The organism is Pseudomonas sp. IT-P395 (assembly GCF_949767675.1).
Lineage (GTDB): Bacteria > Pseudomonadota > Gammaproteobacteria > Pseudomonadales > Pseudomonadaceae > Aquipseudomonas.
The window spans coordinates 34,700-52,585 of sequence record NZ_CATKPW010000058.1 but is presented as its reverse complement, the minus strand read 5'-3'; the positions used below and the strand labels follow the sequence as shown (position 1 = coordinate 52,585).

The 17,886-nt window shown below is 60.8% G+C and carries 6 protein-coding genes; 5 read left to right on the top strand and 1 reads right to left on the bottom strand.

The features are described 5' to 3' along the window. Positions 1-143: 143 nt before the first annotated feature. From ACM6IN_RS23930 to ACM6IN_RS23915, 4 genes are all read left to right on the top strand, one after another. Positions 144-767 (top strand): TetR/AcrR family transcriptional regulator, encoded by a 624-nt coding sequence (locus tag ACM6IN_RS23930; RefSeq protein ID WP_007908692.1) that lies wholly within the window; start codon positions 144-146, stop codon positions 765-767. 92 nt (positions 768-859) lie between these two features. After that, the gene (locus ACM6IN_RS23925) at positions 860-1,654 is read left to right on the top strand and encodes a substrate-binding periplasmic protein (protein ID WP_007908693.1); all 795 of its coding nucleotides are present in this window, start codon (positions 860-862) and stop codon (positions 1,652-1,654) included. 137 nt (positions 1,655-1,791) lie between these two features. Further along, positions 1,792-2,628, top strand: a complete 837-nt coding sequence (locus ACM6IN_RS23920) for a hypothetical protein (RefSeq protein WP_007908694.1) — start codon at positions 1,792-1,794, stop codon at positions 2,626-2,628. 140 nt (positions 2,629-2,768) lie between these two features. Continuing rightward, positions 2,769-3,782 carry a GNAT family N-acetyltransferase gene (locus ACM6IN_RS23915; protein ID WP_414916807.1) on the top strand — a complete coding sequence of 338 codons (1,014 nt, stop codon included), beginning with the start codon at positions 2,769-2,771 and terminating at the stop codon, positions 3,780-3,782. A gap of 108 nt (positions 3,783-3,890) precedes the next feature. On the opposite strand, the gene ACM6IN_RS23910 is transcribed toward ACM6IN_RS23915, so the two are convergent. Then, positions 3,891-4,445: an RNA polymerase factor sigma-70 gene (locus ACM6IN_RS23910; RefSeq protein WP_007908696.1), complete on the bottom strand. Its 555-nt coding sequence runs from the start codon at positions 4,443-4,445 to the stop codon at positions 3,891-3,893. A 369-nt stretch (positions 4,446-4,814) separates the two neighbouring features. On the opposite strand from ACM6IN_RS23910, the gene ACM6IN_RS23905 reads away from it, so the two are divergent. Next, on the top strand, positions 4,815-17,813 hold the full coding sequence (locus ACM6IN_RS23905; protein ID WP_414916806.1) for a non-ribosomal peptide synthetase: 12,999 nt from the start codon (positions 4,815-4,817) through the stop codon (positions 17,811-17,813). The last annotated feature ends 73 nt before the right edge of the window (positions 17,814-17,886 follow it).

Genomic DNA, 17,886 nt, shown 5'->3' with positions numbered 1-17,886 from the left:
GGCTACCAAGCAAGCGCTTGGTTTGTAAACAGTTGAAACTATCTTCTGCCCAAGCGCTTGCTTGGTTGCCGCTGGCGGCTTAAATTGCGCGCAACCCTGCGGTTTCAGGGGGCAACAGACTGATCGACTGTAGGAGAGAACGGGTGGACGAGCAAAAAGCCCTGAGGGTCATGCGTGATTTGGTCGACGAGGGCCAATTGACCGACCCCGACAGCGCCCGTGGCAAATTGCTGCAAGTGGCCGCTCACCTGTTCCGTAACAAAGGCTATGAACGCACCACAGTGCGCGATCTGGCCGGCGCAGTCGGTATTCAGTCGGGAAGCATTTTTCATCACTTCAAAAGCAAGGATGAAATCCTCCGCGCGGTGATGGAAGAAACCATCCGCTACAACACTGCGTTGATGCGTGCTGCACTCGCCGATGCGGCTGATGTGCGCGAGCGCGTGCTGGCGCTGATCCGCTGCGAATTGCAGTCGATCATGGGCGGCAGCGGTGAAGCCATGGCGGTGCTGGTCTACGAATGGCGCTCGCTGTCCGAAGAGGGCCAGGCCAAAGTGCTGGCGTTGCGCGATGTTTACGAAGACATCTGGCTGCAAGTGCTGGGTGAAGCCAAAGACGCCGGATTTATTCGTGGCGATGTATTTATTACCCGACGTTTCCTCACCGGCGCACTGTCGTGGACTACCACATGGTTCCGTGCCGGCGGCAGTTTGAGCCTCGATCAGTTGGCCGACGAGGCGTTGATTCTGGTCCTTGAAGCGCGCTGAAGCACTTTCTATCCAGCCGGGAAACTGGCTAACTTGGCGAAACCGCCTAGCTTGAATGCATTGATCGGTATTTTTTCGGGGAGTGGGGTGTTTTGAAGTCTTCGCCAATTCGGACGGCCGCGGGTTTGATGCTCGCAGCGCTGGCTGCATTTTGGGTTTTGCCCGCTCAGGCAGCGCAACTGGTTCGGGTCGGCGCGGCGCATTTTCCGCCTTACACCATTCGCCCGGAGAACGGTGCCGACACAGGCCTCCTGCCGCAACTGGTCGAGGCCCTCAATCGTTTGCAAAGCGACTATCAGTTCGTCCTCGTGCCGACCTCGATTCCCCGGCGTTTCGGTGATTTCAAGCAGGGCCGGATCGACATGGCGATTTTCGAGAATCCTGATTGGGGCTGGAAAGACATTCCGCACACGGATGTCGACATGGGCCTCGAGGATGCGGAGATTTTCGTCGCGCAACGCGAAGACGGTCGTCAGCAGAACTATTTTGCCGACCTCACCGGCAAGCGCCTCGCGCTGTTCAGCGGTTATCACTACGAATTCGCCAACTTCAACGCCGACCCCAAATTTCTTGCACAGAATTACAAGGCCACGCTGACCTATTCCCACGACAGCAATCTGCTGATGGTCCTTCGTAGTCGCGCCGATATCGCCTTGGTGACCCGTTCCTATCTGTTCGATTATCTGCTGCGTAACGAAAAGGTGCGCGACGAGTTGCTGGTGTCACAACGTATCGATCAGGTCTATCACCACTACGCGATTCTTCGCCCGACGGCGCCGATTACCGGTGCGGCGTTTGGCAAGCTGCTTAAGGGGCTGCGCGACAACGGTGAAATGCTGAAAATTTTCGAGCCGTACAAGATTGCGGTGGTACCGGTGCCGAAGTAACGGCGTGTCATGCCCATCCGTTGGTCGGATACCTGGCTGACCCTGTCAGATCTGACAGTAGACGCCGTATTGGCTTCAGGTTTTGATTCCTTTCCACACCCGCTCTTTGTGAGCGGCTTGAGAAAAAGGAATTTGCCATGTCCAATCCATCCCCGATTTCACTGCGTTGTGTGCCTGCTCCATTCGTAGAGCAAGCCAGCGAGAATGTCCTCACCTTGAACAAACCCGATGGTTCGACCGGCATTACAGTCGAAGTGTCGAGGTGGCCCTTTATGGCGCTCGGGCAACCGACGACGCTGCATGCCTGTGGTCAGACAAGCGATGGTTCGCCAATCATGTTGCGCATCGCCGATGCTGAACCATTGACGCAGCAGGAATTTGAGGAGGGCTGGCGCAGAACGATTGCGTGGGATGACCTGCAGGATCTGAAACACAACAGTCAACTGATGCTTATTTTTCAGCTGGCCCTGAATAACGCGGGTTGTGATTGCCCACTGCTGTTTCCTCCTATCAGCCTCAAAGTGCGAGTTCCCTTCGAGGATCTGACGACCTTCTCCGACGCTGAAGAAGCGCCCTGGAACGGCTGGACAAAAGGCCCGGCTGCAATCGACCCCGGAGATCTGGTTGTCGCCAAGGACGAGGACATCTACGTTCTCAACAACCGCACGTACACCAACGCATCGGCTGGCATCATTCTGGAAAAAAACTTCGCGAACCTTGAAGCCGGTACGCGTTATGAGTTCGGTCTACAGGTTCGTCGAACCAACACCAGCTCCAGTGTGCCGAGTCTGTCGCTTGCAGCGGGCACCCAGACCGTCACTGAAGCCAAGGATTTTCCAGCCATGACTTGGGAATCACTGGAGGGCACGTTTACTGCGGATTCTTCGCAGTGCACGTTGGCAATCATCAGTCATACGGCGAGTGGCAGCGGAAACGATTACGCAATCAAAAGGATCTGTGTCAGGTCTGTTTAGTTTGAGAACATGGGGTTTGTCAGCTTCAGAGAGCCCCGCCAGCAAACAGCATCGTTAGATTGTTGGTGGGGATCTCTAAATTTTCCGGGCGCGATCACGTTCCAGCATTTAACTGTCGACGATTATCGTGAGCCCGACCCATGTCCAATCTGAATGACCTGACTGCCCTGGCCTTGCCTTCGGGCAGCCAACTGATCGCTGATGCCACCGAAAGCCGTCTGAGCCTGAGCCTGGACGGGCAACCGCTGATCCGCTTGCGCCTCGATCGAGAGGCAAAGGGACCGATCCAGATCGATGAGCGCTTTGCGTTGCCGCCCGGGCAGGCGTTGTGGGCAGCCTGTTACTGGCTGTTCGCGCGGGATCCGGCGTGCCAGCAATTGACTTGGCAACTGGATCAGCCGCCGACCGAAGCCTTGCTCAGTGGCTTGTTGGTGAATACCGAAGTGACTGGCGAATATCGCTGTGAACGCGCGCTGTTCTGGCAATTGCCGCAACCGTGGCTCGGTACTTCGTTGACTGGCAGCTACCCGCAGCAAATGGTCATCAGCCAAGGCAAACGTCATCCACTGCGCCCGGTGAAGCCACGGGGTGAGGTGTATCGGCGTTTCGATGCGCGTCTTGGTGCGTGGATTTCCCTGCGCACGGTCGAGATCGAAGAGGATTTGCCGCGTTTCAACCGCTGGCAGAACAGTCCGCGCGTTGCCAGTTTCTGGCAGGAAGAGGGCAGCCTCGAGAAGCACCGCGAATACCTGAGCAAGCTCGATGCCGATCCGCACACGCTGACCTTGATCGGCTGTTTCGATGATCAGCCGTTTGCCTATTTCGAAGCCTACTGGGCCAAGGAAGACCGCATTGCGCCGTTCTACGATGCCGACAATTACGATCGCGGCATTCACATGCTGGTGGGCGAGGAGGATCACCGTGGCCCGCACAAAGTGGCGAGCTGGCTATCGGCGCTGGTGCATTACCTGTTTCTCGATGATCCGCGCACTCAGCGTGTGGTCGCTGAGCCTCGGGCCGACAACGCGAAGATGATCGGCCACATGCAGAATCAGTGTTTCCACTGTGAGAAGGAGTTCGACTTTCCGCACAAGCGCGCGGCGCTGATGATGCTGGGGCGTGAGCGGTTTTTTGATCGGTGCAAATTGGCCTGAGGTGATTTAAAAGCAAAAGATCGCAGCCTTCGGCAGCTCCTACAGAGGAATGCATTTCCATGTGAGAGCTGCCGAAGGCTGCGATCTTTTTTATCTGGCGACGCGGTCTTAACGACGACCGGCAATCACCGCATCCTGACGGCTGCCCGAGACCTTGCGGCAGTGCACCAGCGCATCACGAATCATGAAGTTGACCAGGGTTGGCGAAACGCCTAGCTCCTTGGCGATGTCCTTTTGCGGCACGCCATGCAGGCGGTACATCTCGAATGCATAGCGCGTGCGGCTGGGCAGTTCGGTCAGCGCGTCGGCGATGTTTTCCAGGGTCGAGAAGTTGATGTGCGAGGTTTCCGGCGAAGCACCTTGAATAACCACGTTCAGCCCTTCCTCTTCAGGGCCGGAGTACTTCTGCTCAAGCGCCTGTTTGCGGTAGTGATCGATGGCCAGGTTGCGCACGATCTGGAACAGATAGCTCAGTTGCGCCTTGATCGACGACGTGATTGGTGGCGCCGATTGCAGTCGGAAAAACGCATCCTGCACCACATCTTCGGCGCGCGACCGGCAGCCGGTAATACGGGCTGCAATCTTGACCAGAATCAGTCGATTGTCGACGAATGCCTGAAGTAGCGGTGAATCGCACTTGCTTGTGGATACTTGTTCCGTCATGGAAATCACCTTGCTGCCAAATAGGTTAGTGGGACGCCTGGGGACGAGGCCGTCCTACACATCGAGCGACAAATTATGTTGAATGATAATGATTGTCAATTGAGAAAGAGAAGTAATGCGCCACAAAGGTGCGATGTGAGAACTGCGACACGCCGCCACACCCCGGCCCCATTGGCGATCCAGCCTGCCGACTAATTATTTCAAGACGTCATCCGTTCTCATTGGTGAATGGTTCCGGGTGCACGACCCCGGCCAGACAGCATTCCAGCGCCTTGCGCGGTCGGCACAGACCGCGCCCAGCAGGCCCTTCGCGGGGCGTGACGCAGCAACCCGATTCCATTAGCAAGCCGAATTCAGGCAGGAAACCTCATGACCGACGCGTTCGAACTCCCCAGCACCCTGGTCCAAGCCCTTCAGCGCCGCGCGGCCCTGACGCCGGATCGACTGGCCTTGCGTTTTCTTGCCGAAAGCGAAGAGCAGGCTGTGGTACTCAGTTATCGCGAACTGGATGAGCGCGCGCGCACTATTGCGGCCGCATTGCAGGTCGAAGCCGAATTCGGCGACCGCGCGGTGCTGTTGTTTCCCAGCGGCCCGGATTATGTCGCGGCCTTCTTTGGATGCTTGTACGCCGGCGTGATCGCGGTGCCGGCTTATCCGCCGGAATCTGCGCGGCGCCATCACCAGGAGCGGTTGCTGTCGATCATTGCCGACGCCGAACCGCGTCTGCTGCTGACCAGCGCCGACTTGCGCGACGCCTTGCAGCAGATCGAAGGCGCGCCGCCGTTGCTGTGTGTCGACACTCTCGACCGCACGCAGGCCGAAAGCTGGGTTGAACCGAGCTTGCCGCAAGACCATATCGCTTTCCTGCAATACACCTCCGGCTCCACCGCGCTGCCCAAAGGCGTGCAGGTCAGCCACGGCAATCTGGTCGCCAATGAGCTGTTGATCCGTCACGGTTTCGGCATCGATGTAAATCCGGACGACGTGATCGTCAGCTGGCTGCCGCTGTATCACGACATGGGTTTGATCGGCGGTCTGTTGCAGCCGATTTTCAGCGGCGTACCGTGCATCCTGATGTCGCCAGCGTACTTCCTCGGCCGGCCATTGCGCTGGCTGGAAGCGATCAGCCAATACGGCGGCACCATCAGCGGCGGGCCTGACTTCGCCTATCGCTTGTGCAGCGAGCGGGTCAGTGAGTCGGCACTCGAACGCCTCGACCTGAGCCGCTGGCGCGTGGCCTATTCCGGCTCCGAGCCGATCCGGCTCGACACCCTCGAGCGCTTCGCCGAGAAGTTCACTGCGTGCGGCTTCAGCGCAGACAGTTTCATGGCCTCGTACGGTCTGGCCGAAGCGACGCTATTCGTCGCCGGCACCCCGCGCGGCACCGGCATCCCGGCACTGCGCGTGGACGATCAGGCGCTGGCGCAAAACCGTGCGGAGCCGGGTGAGGGCAGCCCGATCATGAGCTGCGGCATCAGCCAGCCGGAACACGCCGTGCTGATCGTCGAACCCAATACCCTCGAAGCGCTGGCCGACAATGCTGTCGGCGAAGTCTGGGCTACGGGTCCGAGCATCGCCCTCGGCTATTGGCGCAACCCGGAAGCCAGCGCCAAGACGTTTGTCCAGCATGCCGGCCGCACCTGGCTGCGCACCGGTGACCTGGGCTTCGTCCGCAACGGCGAACTGTTCATCACCGGGCGCCTGAAAGACATGCTCATCGTGCGCGGCCACAACCTCTATCCGCAGGACATCGAGAAGACCGTCGAGAACGAAGTGGAAGTGGTGCGCAAGGGCCGCGTCGCTGCATTCGCGATCAATCAGAATGGCGAAGAAGGCATCGGCATCGCCGCGGAAATCAGCCGCAGCGTGCAAAAAATCCTGCCGCCGGAAGCCTTGATCAAAGCGATCCGCCAAGCGGTAGCCGAGGCGTATCAGGAGGCACCAAGCGTCGTTGTACTGCTCAATCCAGGCGCCTTGCCGAAAACCTCCAGCGGCAAATTACAGCGTTCGGCGTGCCGCAATCGTCTGGCCGATGGCAGCCTAGACAGCTACGCGGTGTTCCCGTCGACCACAGCCGAAACCGCAGAGTCGGCCACCAGCGCCTCCGAACTCGAAGCGTTGATCGGCAACATCTGGGCCGAACAACTCAACGTCAAACAGGTCAACGCCGACGATCACTTCTTCCTGCTCGGCGGCAACTCGATCGCCGCCACGCAAGTGATCGCCCGGGTTCGCGAAGAACTCAGCCTTGAGCTGAGCCTGCGTCTGCTCTTCGAAGCCCCGACACTGTCGGCATTCGCTGCTGCCGTGGCGCAACAGCAACAGGACGGCGGCAGCGCCCAAGGCGCAATCATTGCGTTGTCGCGCTCCGAGCCAATGCCACAATCGCTGGCGCAAAACCGTCTGTGGATCACCTGGCAACTCGACCCGCAGAGCAGCGCCTACAACATTCCCGGTGCCCTGCGTTTACGCGGCGAACTGGACGAAGACGCCTTGCGCACCAGTTTCCAGCAACTGATCGAACGCCATGAATCGCTGCGCACGCGTTTCTTTGAGCGCGACGGCGTCGCTCTGCAACAAGTCGATGGCGCCGCCGAATTCAATCTGCAACTGATCGACATCAGCGACCTGCCGGCCGCTGAACGTGAAGCCCGCGCGCAACAAATCCGCGAAGATGAAGCGCGCACCCGGTTCGACCTGGAGAAAGGCCCGCTGCTGTGGGTGACGCTGGTGCGTCTCGACGACGAAGATCACCAACTGCTGGTGACGCTGCACCACATCATCGCCGACGGCTGGTCGCTGAACGTATTGATCGACGAATTTTCGCGCCTGTACGCCGCCGCTTCGCAGGGCGCGACCGCGACCCTTGCGCCGCTGCCAACCCAGTACGCCGACTACGGCAGTTGGCAGCGCCAATGGCTGGCGCAGGGCGAGGGCGAGCGGCAACTGGCGTACTGGAAAACGCAGTTGGGTGACGAACATCCGACCCTGGAACTGGCCACTGATCATCCGCGCTCGACCCAACAAAACCACAGTGCCGCGCGCCACACCGTGCGTTTGGGCGCGCACCTCAGCGAGGCGATCCGCAACACCGCGCAAGCGCAACAAGCGACGCCGTTCATGCTGCTGCTCTCGGCATTCCAGAGCCTGCTGCATCGCTACAGCGGTCAGCGCGACATTCGCATCGGCGTACCCAACGCCAACCGTCCGCGCCTGGAAACCCAAGGCTTGATCGGTTTCTTCATCAACATCCAAGTGCTGCGTGCGCAAATCGATTCGCGCCTGTCGTTTGTCGAGCTGCTGGCCCAGACCCGTCAAGTCGCACTCGGTGCGCAAGCGAATCAGGATCTGCCCTTCGAACAACTGCTCGAAGCCTTCCCGCAAGCCCGTGAACAAGGCTTGTTCCAGGTCATGTTCAACCATCAGCAACGCGACCTGAGCGCACTCAAGCGTCTGCCGGGTCTGCTCGCCGAAGAACTGCCGTGGCACAGCCGCGAAGCCAAGTTCGACCTGCAACTGCACAGCGAAGAAGACCGTAACGGTCGCCTGACGCTGTCGTTCGACTACGCCAGTGAACTGTTCGATTCGGCCACCATCGAGCGTCTGGCCGAACACTTCAGCAACCTGTTGCGCGAAGTCTGCGAACGTCCGGAGCAAGCCATCGGCGACCTGCAATTGCTCTCCGGCGGCGAACACGATAAGCAAAAAAACTGGGGCGTCGCACCGTGCACCCCGGCGCAACAATGGCTGCCGGAACTGCTCAACGAACAGGCGCGTCAGACCCCGGAACGCACCGCGCTGGTGTGGGACGGTGGCAGCCTCGACTTCGCCGAAGTGCACACGCAGGCCAACCGCCTCGCCCATTACCTGCGCGACAAAGGCGTCGGCCCGGACGTTTGCGTGGCCATCGCCGCCGAGCGTTCGCCGCAACTGTTGATCGGCCTGCTGGCGATCATCAAGGCCGGTGGCGCCTATGTGCCGCTGGACCCGGATTATCCGGCTGATCGTCTCGCCTACATGCTCAGCGACAGCGGCGTCGAATTGCTGCTGACCCAAACCGAATTGCTCGAGCGTTTGCCGGCCAGCGACGGCGTCAGCGTGATCGCCATGGATGCGTTGCACCTGGAAAACTGGCCGAGCCAGGCGCCAGGTCTGCACCTGCACGGCGACAACCTCGCCTACGTGATCTACACCTCGGGTTCCACCGGCCAACCGAAAGGCGTCGGCAATACCCACGCAGCACTGGCCGAGCGCCTGCAATGGATGCAGAACGCTTACGCGCTCGATGAAACGGATGTGCTGATGCAAAAAGCGCCGATCAGTTTCGACGTGTCGGTGTGGGAATGCTTCTGGCCGCTGATCACTGGCGCGCGTCTGCTGATCGCCGGCGCCGGTGAACACCGCGATCCGCATCGCATTGCGCAGCTTGTTCAGGCCTATGGCGTGACCACGCTGCACTTTGTGCCGCCACTGCTCTCGCTGTTCATCGACGAACCGCTGAGCGCCGAATGCACCAGCCTGCGCCGGGTATTCTCCGGTGGTGAAGCGCTGCCCGCCGAACTGCGCAACCGCGTGTTGGCGCAACTGCCGGCGGTGCAATTGCACAACCGTTACGGCCCGACCGAAACCGCAATCAACGTCACCCACTGGCATTGCACCCCTGCCGATGGCGAACGTTCGCCGATCGGTCGTCCGTTGGGCAACGTGATTTGCCGCGTGCTCGACGCCGATCTCAATCCGGTGCCGGCCGGCGTGCCGGGTGAGCTGTGCATCAGCGGTATCGGTCTGGCTCGCGGTTACCTTGGCCGTCCATCGTTGACCGCGGAACGTTTTGTGGTCGATCCGCTGGGCGAGCAGGGCGCACGTTTGTACCGCACCGGCGACCGCGCGCGCTGGACGTCCGACGGCGTGATCGAATACCTCGGCCGTCTCGACCAGCAAGTCAAACTGCGTGGTTTCCGCGTCGAACCGGAAGAAATCGAAGCGCGTCTGCTTGCCCAGAATGGCGTCGCACAAGCCGTCGTGCTGGTGCGCGAAACCGCTGCCGGTGCGCAACTGATCGGTTACTTCACCGCGACCGATGCCAGTGAACATCCTGACGAGCAAAGCGCTCGCCTGAAAACCGCGCTGGCCGCCGAGCTGCCGGAATACATGGTCCCGGCGCAACTGATGCGTTTGGACGCAATGCCTCTGAGCCCGAGCGGCAAACTCGACCGCCGTGCCTTGCCCGAGCCGCAATGGCAAGTACGTGAACACGTCGAGCCGGTGACTGCACTGCAACAGCAGATCGCCGCGATCTGGCGCGAAGTCCTCGGTCTGGCGCAAGTTGGCCTGCGCGACGACTTCTTCACCCTCGGCGGTCATTCGCTGCTGGCCACGCAAATCATCTCGCGTACTCGTCAGGCCTGCGACGTCGAACTGCCGTTGCGTGCCTTGTTCGAACACAGCGAACTGGCTGATTTCGCCGAGCAGATCCGCCTGATCCAGGCCAGCGGCCGCACCAACAAACAGCCGCCGATCGACAAGGTCGATCGCAGCCAACCGGTGCCCTTGTCGTACTCGCAACAGCGCATGTGGTTCCTCTGGCAGATGGAGCCGGACAGCCCGGCGTACAACGTCGGCGGCATGGCGCGTCTGCGTGGCGTGTTGCATGTCGAGCGTTTCGAAGCCGCGTTGCAAGCGTTGATCCTGCGTCACGAAACCCTGCGCACCACCTTCCCGAGCGTCGACGGCGTCGCCCGCCAACAGGTGCATGCCGAAACCGGCGTACGCATGGGCTGGAAGGATTTCTCAAAACTTTCCGCCGACGTGCGCGAGCAAAAGGTTCAGCAATTCGCCGACGAAGAAGCGCATCTGCCGTTCGATCTGGAAAGCGGCCCGCTGCTGCGCGCCTGTCTGGTGAAAACCGCCGAGCAGGAGCATTACTTTGTCCTGACTCTGCACCACATCGTCACCGAAGGCTGGGCGATGGATATTTTCGCCCGCGAACTCAGTGCGCTGTACGAAGCGTTTGTCGATGACCGTGATTCGCCGCTTGAGCCGCTGCCCGTGCAGTACCTCGATTACAGCGTCTGGCAGCGCAACTGGCTGGAATCCGGCGAGCGTCAGCGCCAACTCGACTACTGGACCGCGCAACTCGGTCGTGAACATCCGCTGCTGGAACTGCCGGGTGACCGTCCGCGTCCGCCGGTACAAAGCCATCAGGGCGAACTGTTCCGCTTCGACCTCAGCGACGATCTTGCCGCGCGGGTTCGTGCCTTCAATGCGCAAAACGGCCTGACCCTGTTCATGACCATGACCGCCGCGCTCGCGACATTGCTTTACCGCTACAGCGGCCAGACCGATCTGCGCATCGGCGCGCCAGTGGCTAACCGTATTCGCCCAGAAAGCGAAGGGCTGATCGGTGCGTTCCTCAACACCCAGGTGCTGCGTTGTCAGCTCGACGGCATGATGTCGGTCGGCGAGTTGTTCGAGCAGGTGCGTCACACCGTGATCGAAGGCCAGTCGCATCAGGATCTGCCGTTCGATCATCTGGTCGAAGCCTTGCAGCCGCCGCGCAGTGCCGCCTACAACCCGTTGTTCCAAGTAATGTGCAACGTGCAGCGCTGGGAATTCCAGCAGAGCCGCATGCTCGCTGGCATGACCGTCGAGTATTTGGCCAACGATGCGCGGGCGACCAAGTTCGACCTCAATCTGGAAGTCACCGACCTCGACCATCGCCTTGGTTGCTGCCTGACTTACAGCACCGATCTGTTCGACGAGCCGACCATCGCGCGCATGGCCAAACATTGGCGCAACCTGCTGGAAGCGCTGATCGCCGATCCGCAACAGCGTCTAAGCGAATTGCCGCTGCTGGACGCTCTGGAGCAACAGCAACTGCTCGACAGCCTCGGCGTCGAACCGGGTGAGCGTCGTCTCGACCAGTGCATCCATCACCTGTTCGCCGAACAAGCGCTGGCGCGCAAAGACGCACCGGCCCTGACTTTCGCCGGGCAGACCCTGAGCTACGCCGAACTCGACACCCGCGCCAATCGTCTGGCCTGGGCGCTGCGTGAGCGCGGCGTCGGCCCGCAAGTACGGGTGGGTCTGGCACTGGAGCGTTCGCTGGAAATGGTTATCGGCCTGCTGGCGATTCTCAAGGCCGGCGGCGCGTACGTGCCGCTGGACCCGGAATACCCGCTCGACCGTCTGCATTACATGATCGAAGACAGCCGCATCGGCCTGCTGCTCAGTGATCGCGCAATGTTCAAAGCCCTTGGCGAACTGCCGTCGAGCGTGGCGCGCTGGTGCCTGGAAGATGACAGCGCAGCACTCGCTGCTTATCCGGCCAGCGAGCTGCCGTTTATCAGCCTGCCGCAACATCAGGCCTACCTGATTTACACCTCGGGCTCGACCGGCAAACCGAAAGGCGTGGTGGTCTCCCACGGTGAAATCGCCATGCACTGCCAAGCCGTGATCGAGCGGTTTGGCATGCGCCCGGATGACTGCGAACTGCACTTCTATTCGATCAACTTCGATGCGGCGACCGAGCGTCTGTTGGTGCCGCTGCTCAGTGGCGCGCAGGTTGTATTGCGTGCACAAGGTCAGTGGGACGCGGAAGAAATCTGCGGTTTGATCCGCACGCATAAAATCAACGTGCTCGGTTTTACCCCGAGCTACGGCAGCCAGTTGGCGCAGTTTCTCTCGACGCAAAACGAAATCCTTCCGGTGCGGATGATCATCACCGGTGGCGAAGCGCTGACCGGTGAACACCTGCAACGCATTCGTGCAGCGTTCAAACCAGCGATGTTCTTCAACGCTTATGGCCCGACGGAAACCGTGGTCATGCCACTGGCCAGTCTGGCGCCAGAGGTGCTGGAAGAGGGCGCCGGCAGTGTGCCGATCGGCAGCGTGATCGGTGCGCGCGTGGCGTACATTCTCGACGCCGATCTGGCGCTGGTGCCGCAAGGCGCGACGGGTGAATTGTTCGTCGGCGGCGCCGGTCTGGCGCAGGCTTATCACGATCGCCCGGGCATCACCGCCGAGCGCTTTGTCGCTGACCCGTTTGCTACCGCTGGCGGGCGCATGTATCGCACCGGCGATCTGGTGCGCCAGCGGGCCGATGGTTTGGTGGAATACCTGGGTCGGATCGACCATCAGGTGAAGATCCGTGGTTTCCGTATCGAACTGGGCGAAATCGAAACCCGTCTGCTCGATCATGACTCGATTCGCGAAGCCGTGGTACTGGCCCTGGATGCGCCGAGCGGCAAACAACTGGTCGGCTATCTGGTCACCGAGATTGCCGAGCAAAACGAAACCAGACAGACTGAACTGCGCGACGCGCTCAAGGCGCACCTCAAGGCGCAACTGCCGGATTACATGGTGCCGACGCACCTGATTCTGCTGGCGAGCATGCCGCTGACCGCCAACGGCAAACTCGACCGTCGCGCCTTGCCGGCGCCGGATCCCGAGTTGAATCGTCAGGACTACGTTGCGCCAAGCAACGAACTGGAACAGACCCTGGCGCAGATCTGGTGCGAAGTGCTCAACGTCGAACAGGTCGGCCTCAACGACAACTTCTTCGAATTGGGTGGCGACTCGATTCTGTCGATTCAAGTGGTCAGCCGTGCACGGCAGCAGGGCATTCATTTCAGCCCGCGTGATCTGTTCCAGCATCAAACTGTGCAGACTTTGGCCGCTGTGACCAGCCGCACTGAACAGGTCACGGCTGAGCAAGGTCTGGTGTCGGGTGAATCGCGCCTGACGCCGATTCAGCACTGGTTCTTCGACACTGCAATCCCCGAGCGTCAGCACTGGAATCAGGCGTTGTTGCTGGAGCCGACCGTGACCCTCGAACCGCATCGTCTGGAGCAAGCGTTGCTGGCGGTGATCGAGCAGCATGATGCCTTGCGCCTGCGCTTCACCGAGGCCAACGGTCAATGGCAAGCGACGCACCAAGCCGTCTCCGAAGCGGCCGTGGTGTGGCAAGTGCGGGTTACCTCGATGGACAAGTGCGAAGCGCTGTTTGCCGATGCGCAACGCAGCCTTGATCTGCAAAATGGTCCGCTGGTTCGCGCCTTGCTGGTCGACGGCCCTGAAGGTCAGCAACGCCTGTTTATCGCCATCCATCACTTGGTGGTCGACGGCGTGTCGTGGCGCGTATTGCTCGACGATGTGCAAACCGTTTACCGCCAACTCGATGCCGACCAAGCGGTGAAACTGCCAGCGAAAACCAGTGCCTTCAAAGACTGGGCCGCGCGTTTGCAAGCCTACGCCGGCAGCGAATCCCTGCGCGAAGAACTCAACTGGTGGCAGACCCAACTGGCCGGTCCGAGCGCCGATTTGCCGTGCGAAAACCCGCAGGGCGGCCAGCAGAATCGTCACGCGCAAACCGTCAGCGTGCGCCTCGATGCCGAGCACACCAAACAGTTACTGCAACAGGCGCCAGCCGCCTATCGCACGCAAGTCAACGACTTGTTGCTGACCGCGCTGGCCCGTGTGCTCTGCCGCTGGAGCGGTCAACCGTCGGCACTGATTCAACTGGAAGGCCACGGTCGCGAAACCCTGTTCGACGAGATCGATCTGACCCGCACTGTCGGCTGGTTCACCAGCGCTTACCCACTGCGTCTGACCCCGCACAACATCGAAGAGGCTGCGGGGCAGGGCGCTTCGATCAAGGCGATCAAGGAGCAACTGCGAGCGGTGCCGCACAAGGGCCTGGGCTACGGCGTACTGCGTTATCTCGCCGATGATCTCAGCCAGCGCAGCATGGCCGCGTTGCCGAACGCGCCGGTCACCTTCAACTACCTCGGCCAGTTCGACCAGAGCTTCGGCAGCGGTGCGCTGTTCCGTCCGCTGGATGAAGCGGTCGGTGCCGCCCACGATCCGCACGCGCCATTGCCGAACGAACTGAGTATCGACAGTCAGGTCTACGGCGGTGAATTGCTGCTGCGCTGGACCTTCAGCGCCGAGCGTTACGACGCGCAAACCATCAACGATCTGGCCGACGCTTACCTCGGTGAGCTGCAAAGCCTGATCGCCCATTGCCTGCAAGACGAGTCCGGCGGCCTGACGCCGTCGGATTTCCCGTTGGCCAAGCTGACTCAGGCGCAACTGGATGCCTTGCCGGTACCGGCCGCGCACATCGAAGACGTTTATCCGCTGACGCCGATGCAGGAAGGCATGTTGCTGCATACCTTGCTCGAACCGGGCACCGGTCTGTACTACATGCAGGATCGCTACCGCATCAACAGCGAACTCGACCCGGAGCGTTTCGCCCAGGCGTGGCAAGCGGTGATCGCCCGTCACGAAGCGCTGCGTGCGTCGTTCTGCTGGAATGTCGGCGAAGACATGCTGCAAGTGATTCACACACCGGGTCGCACGCCGATCGAGTATCTGGACTGGAGTGCCATCGCTGAAACCGAGCAGGAACCGAAGCTGCAAGCGCTGCTGAAAAGCGAGCGCGAGGCCGGTTTCGATCTGCTCAATCAGGCGCCGTTCCACCTGCGTCTGATCAAGGTCGGCGCAGCGCGTTACTGGTTCATGATGAGCAACCACCACATTCTCATCGATGCATGGTGCCGCTCGTTGCTGATGAACGACTTCTTCGAGATTTACACCGCGTTGGGTGAGGGTCGTGAAGCGCAACTTGCCGTGCCGCCGCGTTATCGCGATTACATCGGCTGGCTGCAACGTCAGAGCCTGGCCGAAGCGCGGCAGTGGTGGCAACACAATCTGCAAGGGTTCGAACGCACCACACCGATCCCGAGCGATCGTCCGTTCCTGCGCGAACACGCCGGTGAAAGCGGCGGCATGGTCGTCGGCGACCGCTACACCCGCCTCAATGTCGAGGACGGTGCGCGTCTGCGTGAACTGGCGCAGGCGCATCAATTGACCATCAACACTTTCGCTCAAGCCGCGTGGGCCTTGGTGCTACGCCGCATGAGCGGTGATCGTGATGTGCTCTTCGGCGTCACCGTGGCCGGGCGTCCGGTGGAAATGCCAGAGATGCAGCGTACCGTCGGCCTGTTCATCAACAGTATCGCGCTGCGGGTGAAAATGCCTGAGGACGATCAGCGCAGCAGCGTGCGTCAGTGGCTCAGCGCTTTGCTCGACAGCAACATGCAACTGCGTGAGTACGAATACCTGCCGTTGGTGAACATCCAGGAACAAAGCGAATTGCCGAAAGGCCAGCCGCTGTTTGACAGCCTGTTTGTCTTCGAAAACGCCCCGGTGGAAGTGTCGGTACTTGATCGCGCGCAGAGCCTGAATGCGACCTCGGACTCCGGCCGTACGCACACTAACTTCCCGCTGACGGCGGTGTGCTACCCGGGTGATGACCTCGGTCTGCACCTGTCGTATGACCAGCGTTACTTTGACGAATCGACCATCGAGCGCATGCTCGGCGAGTTCAAGCGTTTGCTGCTGGCGCTGGTCGATGGCTTCCATGGCGATATGGCCGACCTGCCGCTGCTAGGCAGTGAGGAAGAGGAGTTTCTGCTGCACGGTTGCAACCAGAGTGCCCACGACTATCCGCTGGAGCAGAGCTACGTGGCGCTGTTCGAAGCGCAGGTTGCCGCGCATCCGCAGCGCATTGCAGCCACGTGCCTTGATCAGCAGCAGAGTTATGAGGAACTGAATTACAACGCCAACCGTCTCGGCCATGCACTGGTCGCGGCCGGGGTGCAGATGGATCAACCGGTGGCCTTGCTCGCCGAACGTAATCTCGATCTGCTCGGCATGATCATCGGCAGCTTCAAGGCTGGCGCGGGTTATCTGCCGCTGGATCCGGGCCTGCCGAGCCAGCGTCTGCAACGCATCATCGAGCTGAGCCGCACGCCGGTGCTGGTCTGCTCTAAAGCATGCTTTGAACAGGCGCAGACTTTGCTGGATGAATTCAGCTGCGCCAATCGACCGCGCTTGCTGGTGTGGGAAGAGCTTCAGGCAGCGGCAACATCGGCGCACAACCCGGAGATTTACAGCGGCCCGGACAACCTCGCTTACGTGATCTACACCTCGGGTTCGACCGGCCTGCCGAAAGGCGTGATGGTCGAGCAGCGCGGTATGCTCAACAACCAGTTGAGCAAGGTGCCGTACTTGAATCTGAGCGACGTCGATGTGATTGCACAGACCGCGTCGCAAAGCTTCGATATTTCGGTCTGGCAGTTCCTCGCCGCGCCGTTGTTCGGCGCACGGGTGGACATCGTGCCGAACACCATCGCCCACGATCCGCAAGGTTTGCTGGTGCACGTGCAAGCGCAGGGCATCACCGTACTGGAGAGCGTGCCGTCGCTGATTCAGGGGATGCTCGCCTCGGATCGCCTGAGTCTGGATGGCTTGCGCTGGATGCTGCCGACCGGTGAAGCAATGCCGCCGGAGCTGGCGCACCAATGGCTGCTGCGTTACCCGGACATCGGTCTGGTCAACGCTTACGGCCCGGCGGAATGCTCGGATGACGTGGCGTTTTTCCGTGTCGACATGGCCTCGACGCGCGGCAGTTACCTGCCGATCGGTACGCCGACCGACAACAACTTGCTCTATCTGGTCGACGGCGCGCTGGAGCTGGTGCCGCTGGGCGCGGTGGGTGAGTTGTGCGTGGCGGGGACGGGCGTTGGTCGCGGTTATGTAAGCGATCCGTTGCGTACCGCGCCGGTGTTTGTGCCGAACCCGTTCGGCGCGCCGGGCGAACGTCTGTATCGCACCGGTGACCTGGCGCGGCGTCGCAGTGACGGTGTGCTGGAGTACGTTGGCCGCGTTGACCATCAGGTGAAGATTCGCGGTTATCGCATCGAGCTGGGCGAAATCGAGGCGCGTCTGCATGAGCAACCGGAAGTGCGCGATGGTGCGGTCGGTGTGCAGGAAGGCGTCAACGGCAAGCACTTGGTCGGCTATCTGGTGGCGGCCGATTCGGCACTCAATCCGAGTGAACGCCTGGAGCGGATCAAGCAGCGCCTGCGCGCCGAGTTGCCTGAATACATGGTGCCGCTGCACTGGTTGTGGCTCGATCAGCTGCCGCTCAATGCCAACGGCAAACTCGACCGCAAAGCCTTGCCGGCGCTGGAGATCGGCCAGTCGCAGAGTCAGGATTATCTGGCCCCGCGCAATGAACTGGAGCAGACCCTGGCGGATGTTTGGGCCGAGGTGCTGAAGGTCGAGAAGGTCGGCGTACGCGACAACTTCTTCGAACTGGGCGGGCATTCGTTGCTGGCCACGCAGATCGCCTCGCGGGTGCAGAAAACCCTGCAGCGCGATGTGCCGTTGCGGGCGATGTTCGAGTGCAGCACGGTGGAGGAGCTGGCCGAATACATTGACGGGCTGGCGGCGAGCGATATCACCGAGGAGAAGGTTGATCGGTTGAATGATCTGATGGCGGAGCTGGAGGGCCTTTGATTTTCTAGTGCCTGTAGTGGCCTTATCGCTGGCAAGCCAGCTCCCACAGTAATCGAGTGTAGCCACAGATTTT

What these genes read in the sequence shown, in the direction of transcription:
- ACM6IN_RS23920 (WP_007908694.1), top strand. Translation starts at nt 1,792, where the DNA reads ATGTCCAATCCATCCCCGATTTCACTGCGTTGTGTGCCTGCTCCATTC.
- ACM6IN_RS23915 (WP_414916807.1), top strand. Translation starts at nt 2,769, where the DNA reads ATGTCCAATCTGAATGACCTGACTGCCCTGGCCTTGCCTTCGGGCAGC.
- ACM6IN_RS23910 (WP_007908696.1), bottom strand. Translation starts at nt 4,445, where the DNA reads ATGACGGAACAAGTATCCACAAGCAAGTGCGATTCACCGCTACTTCAG.
- ACM6IN_RS23905 (WP_414916806.1), top strand. Translation starts at nt 4,815, where the DNA reads ATGACCGACGCGTTCGAACTCCCCAGCACCCTGGTCCAAGCCCTTCAG.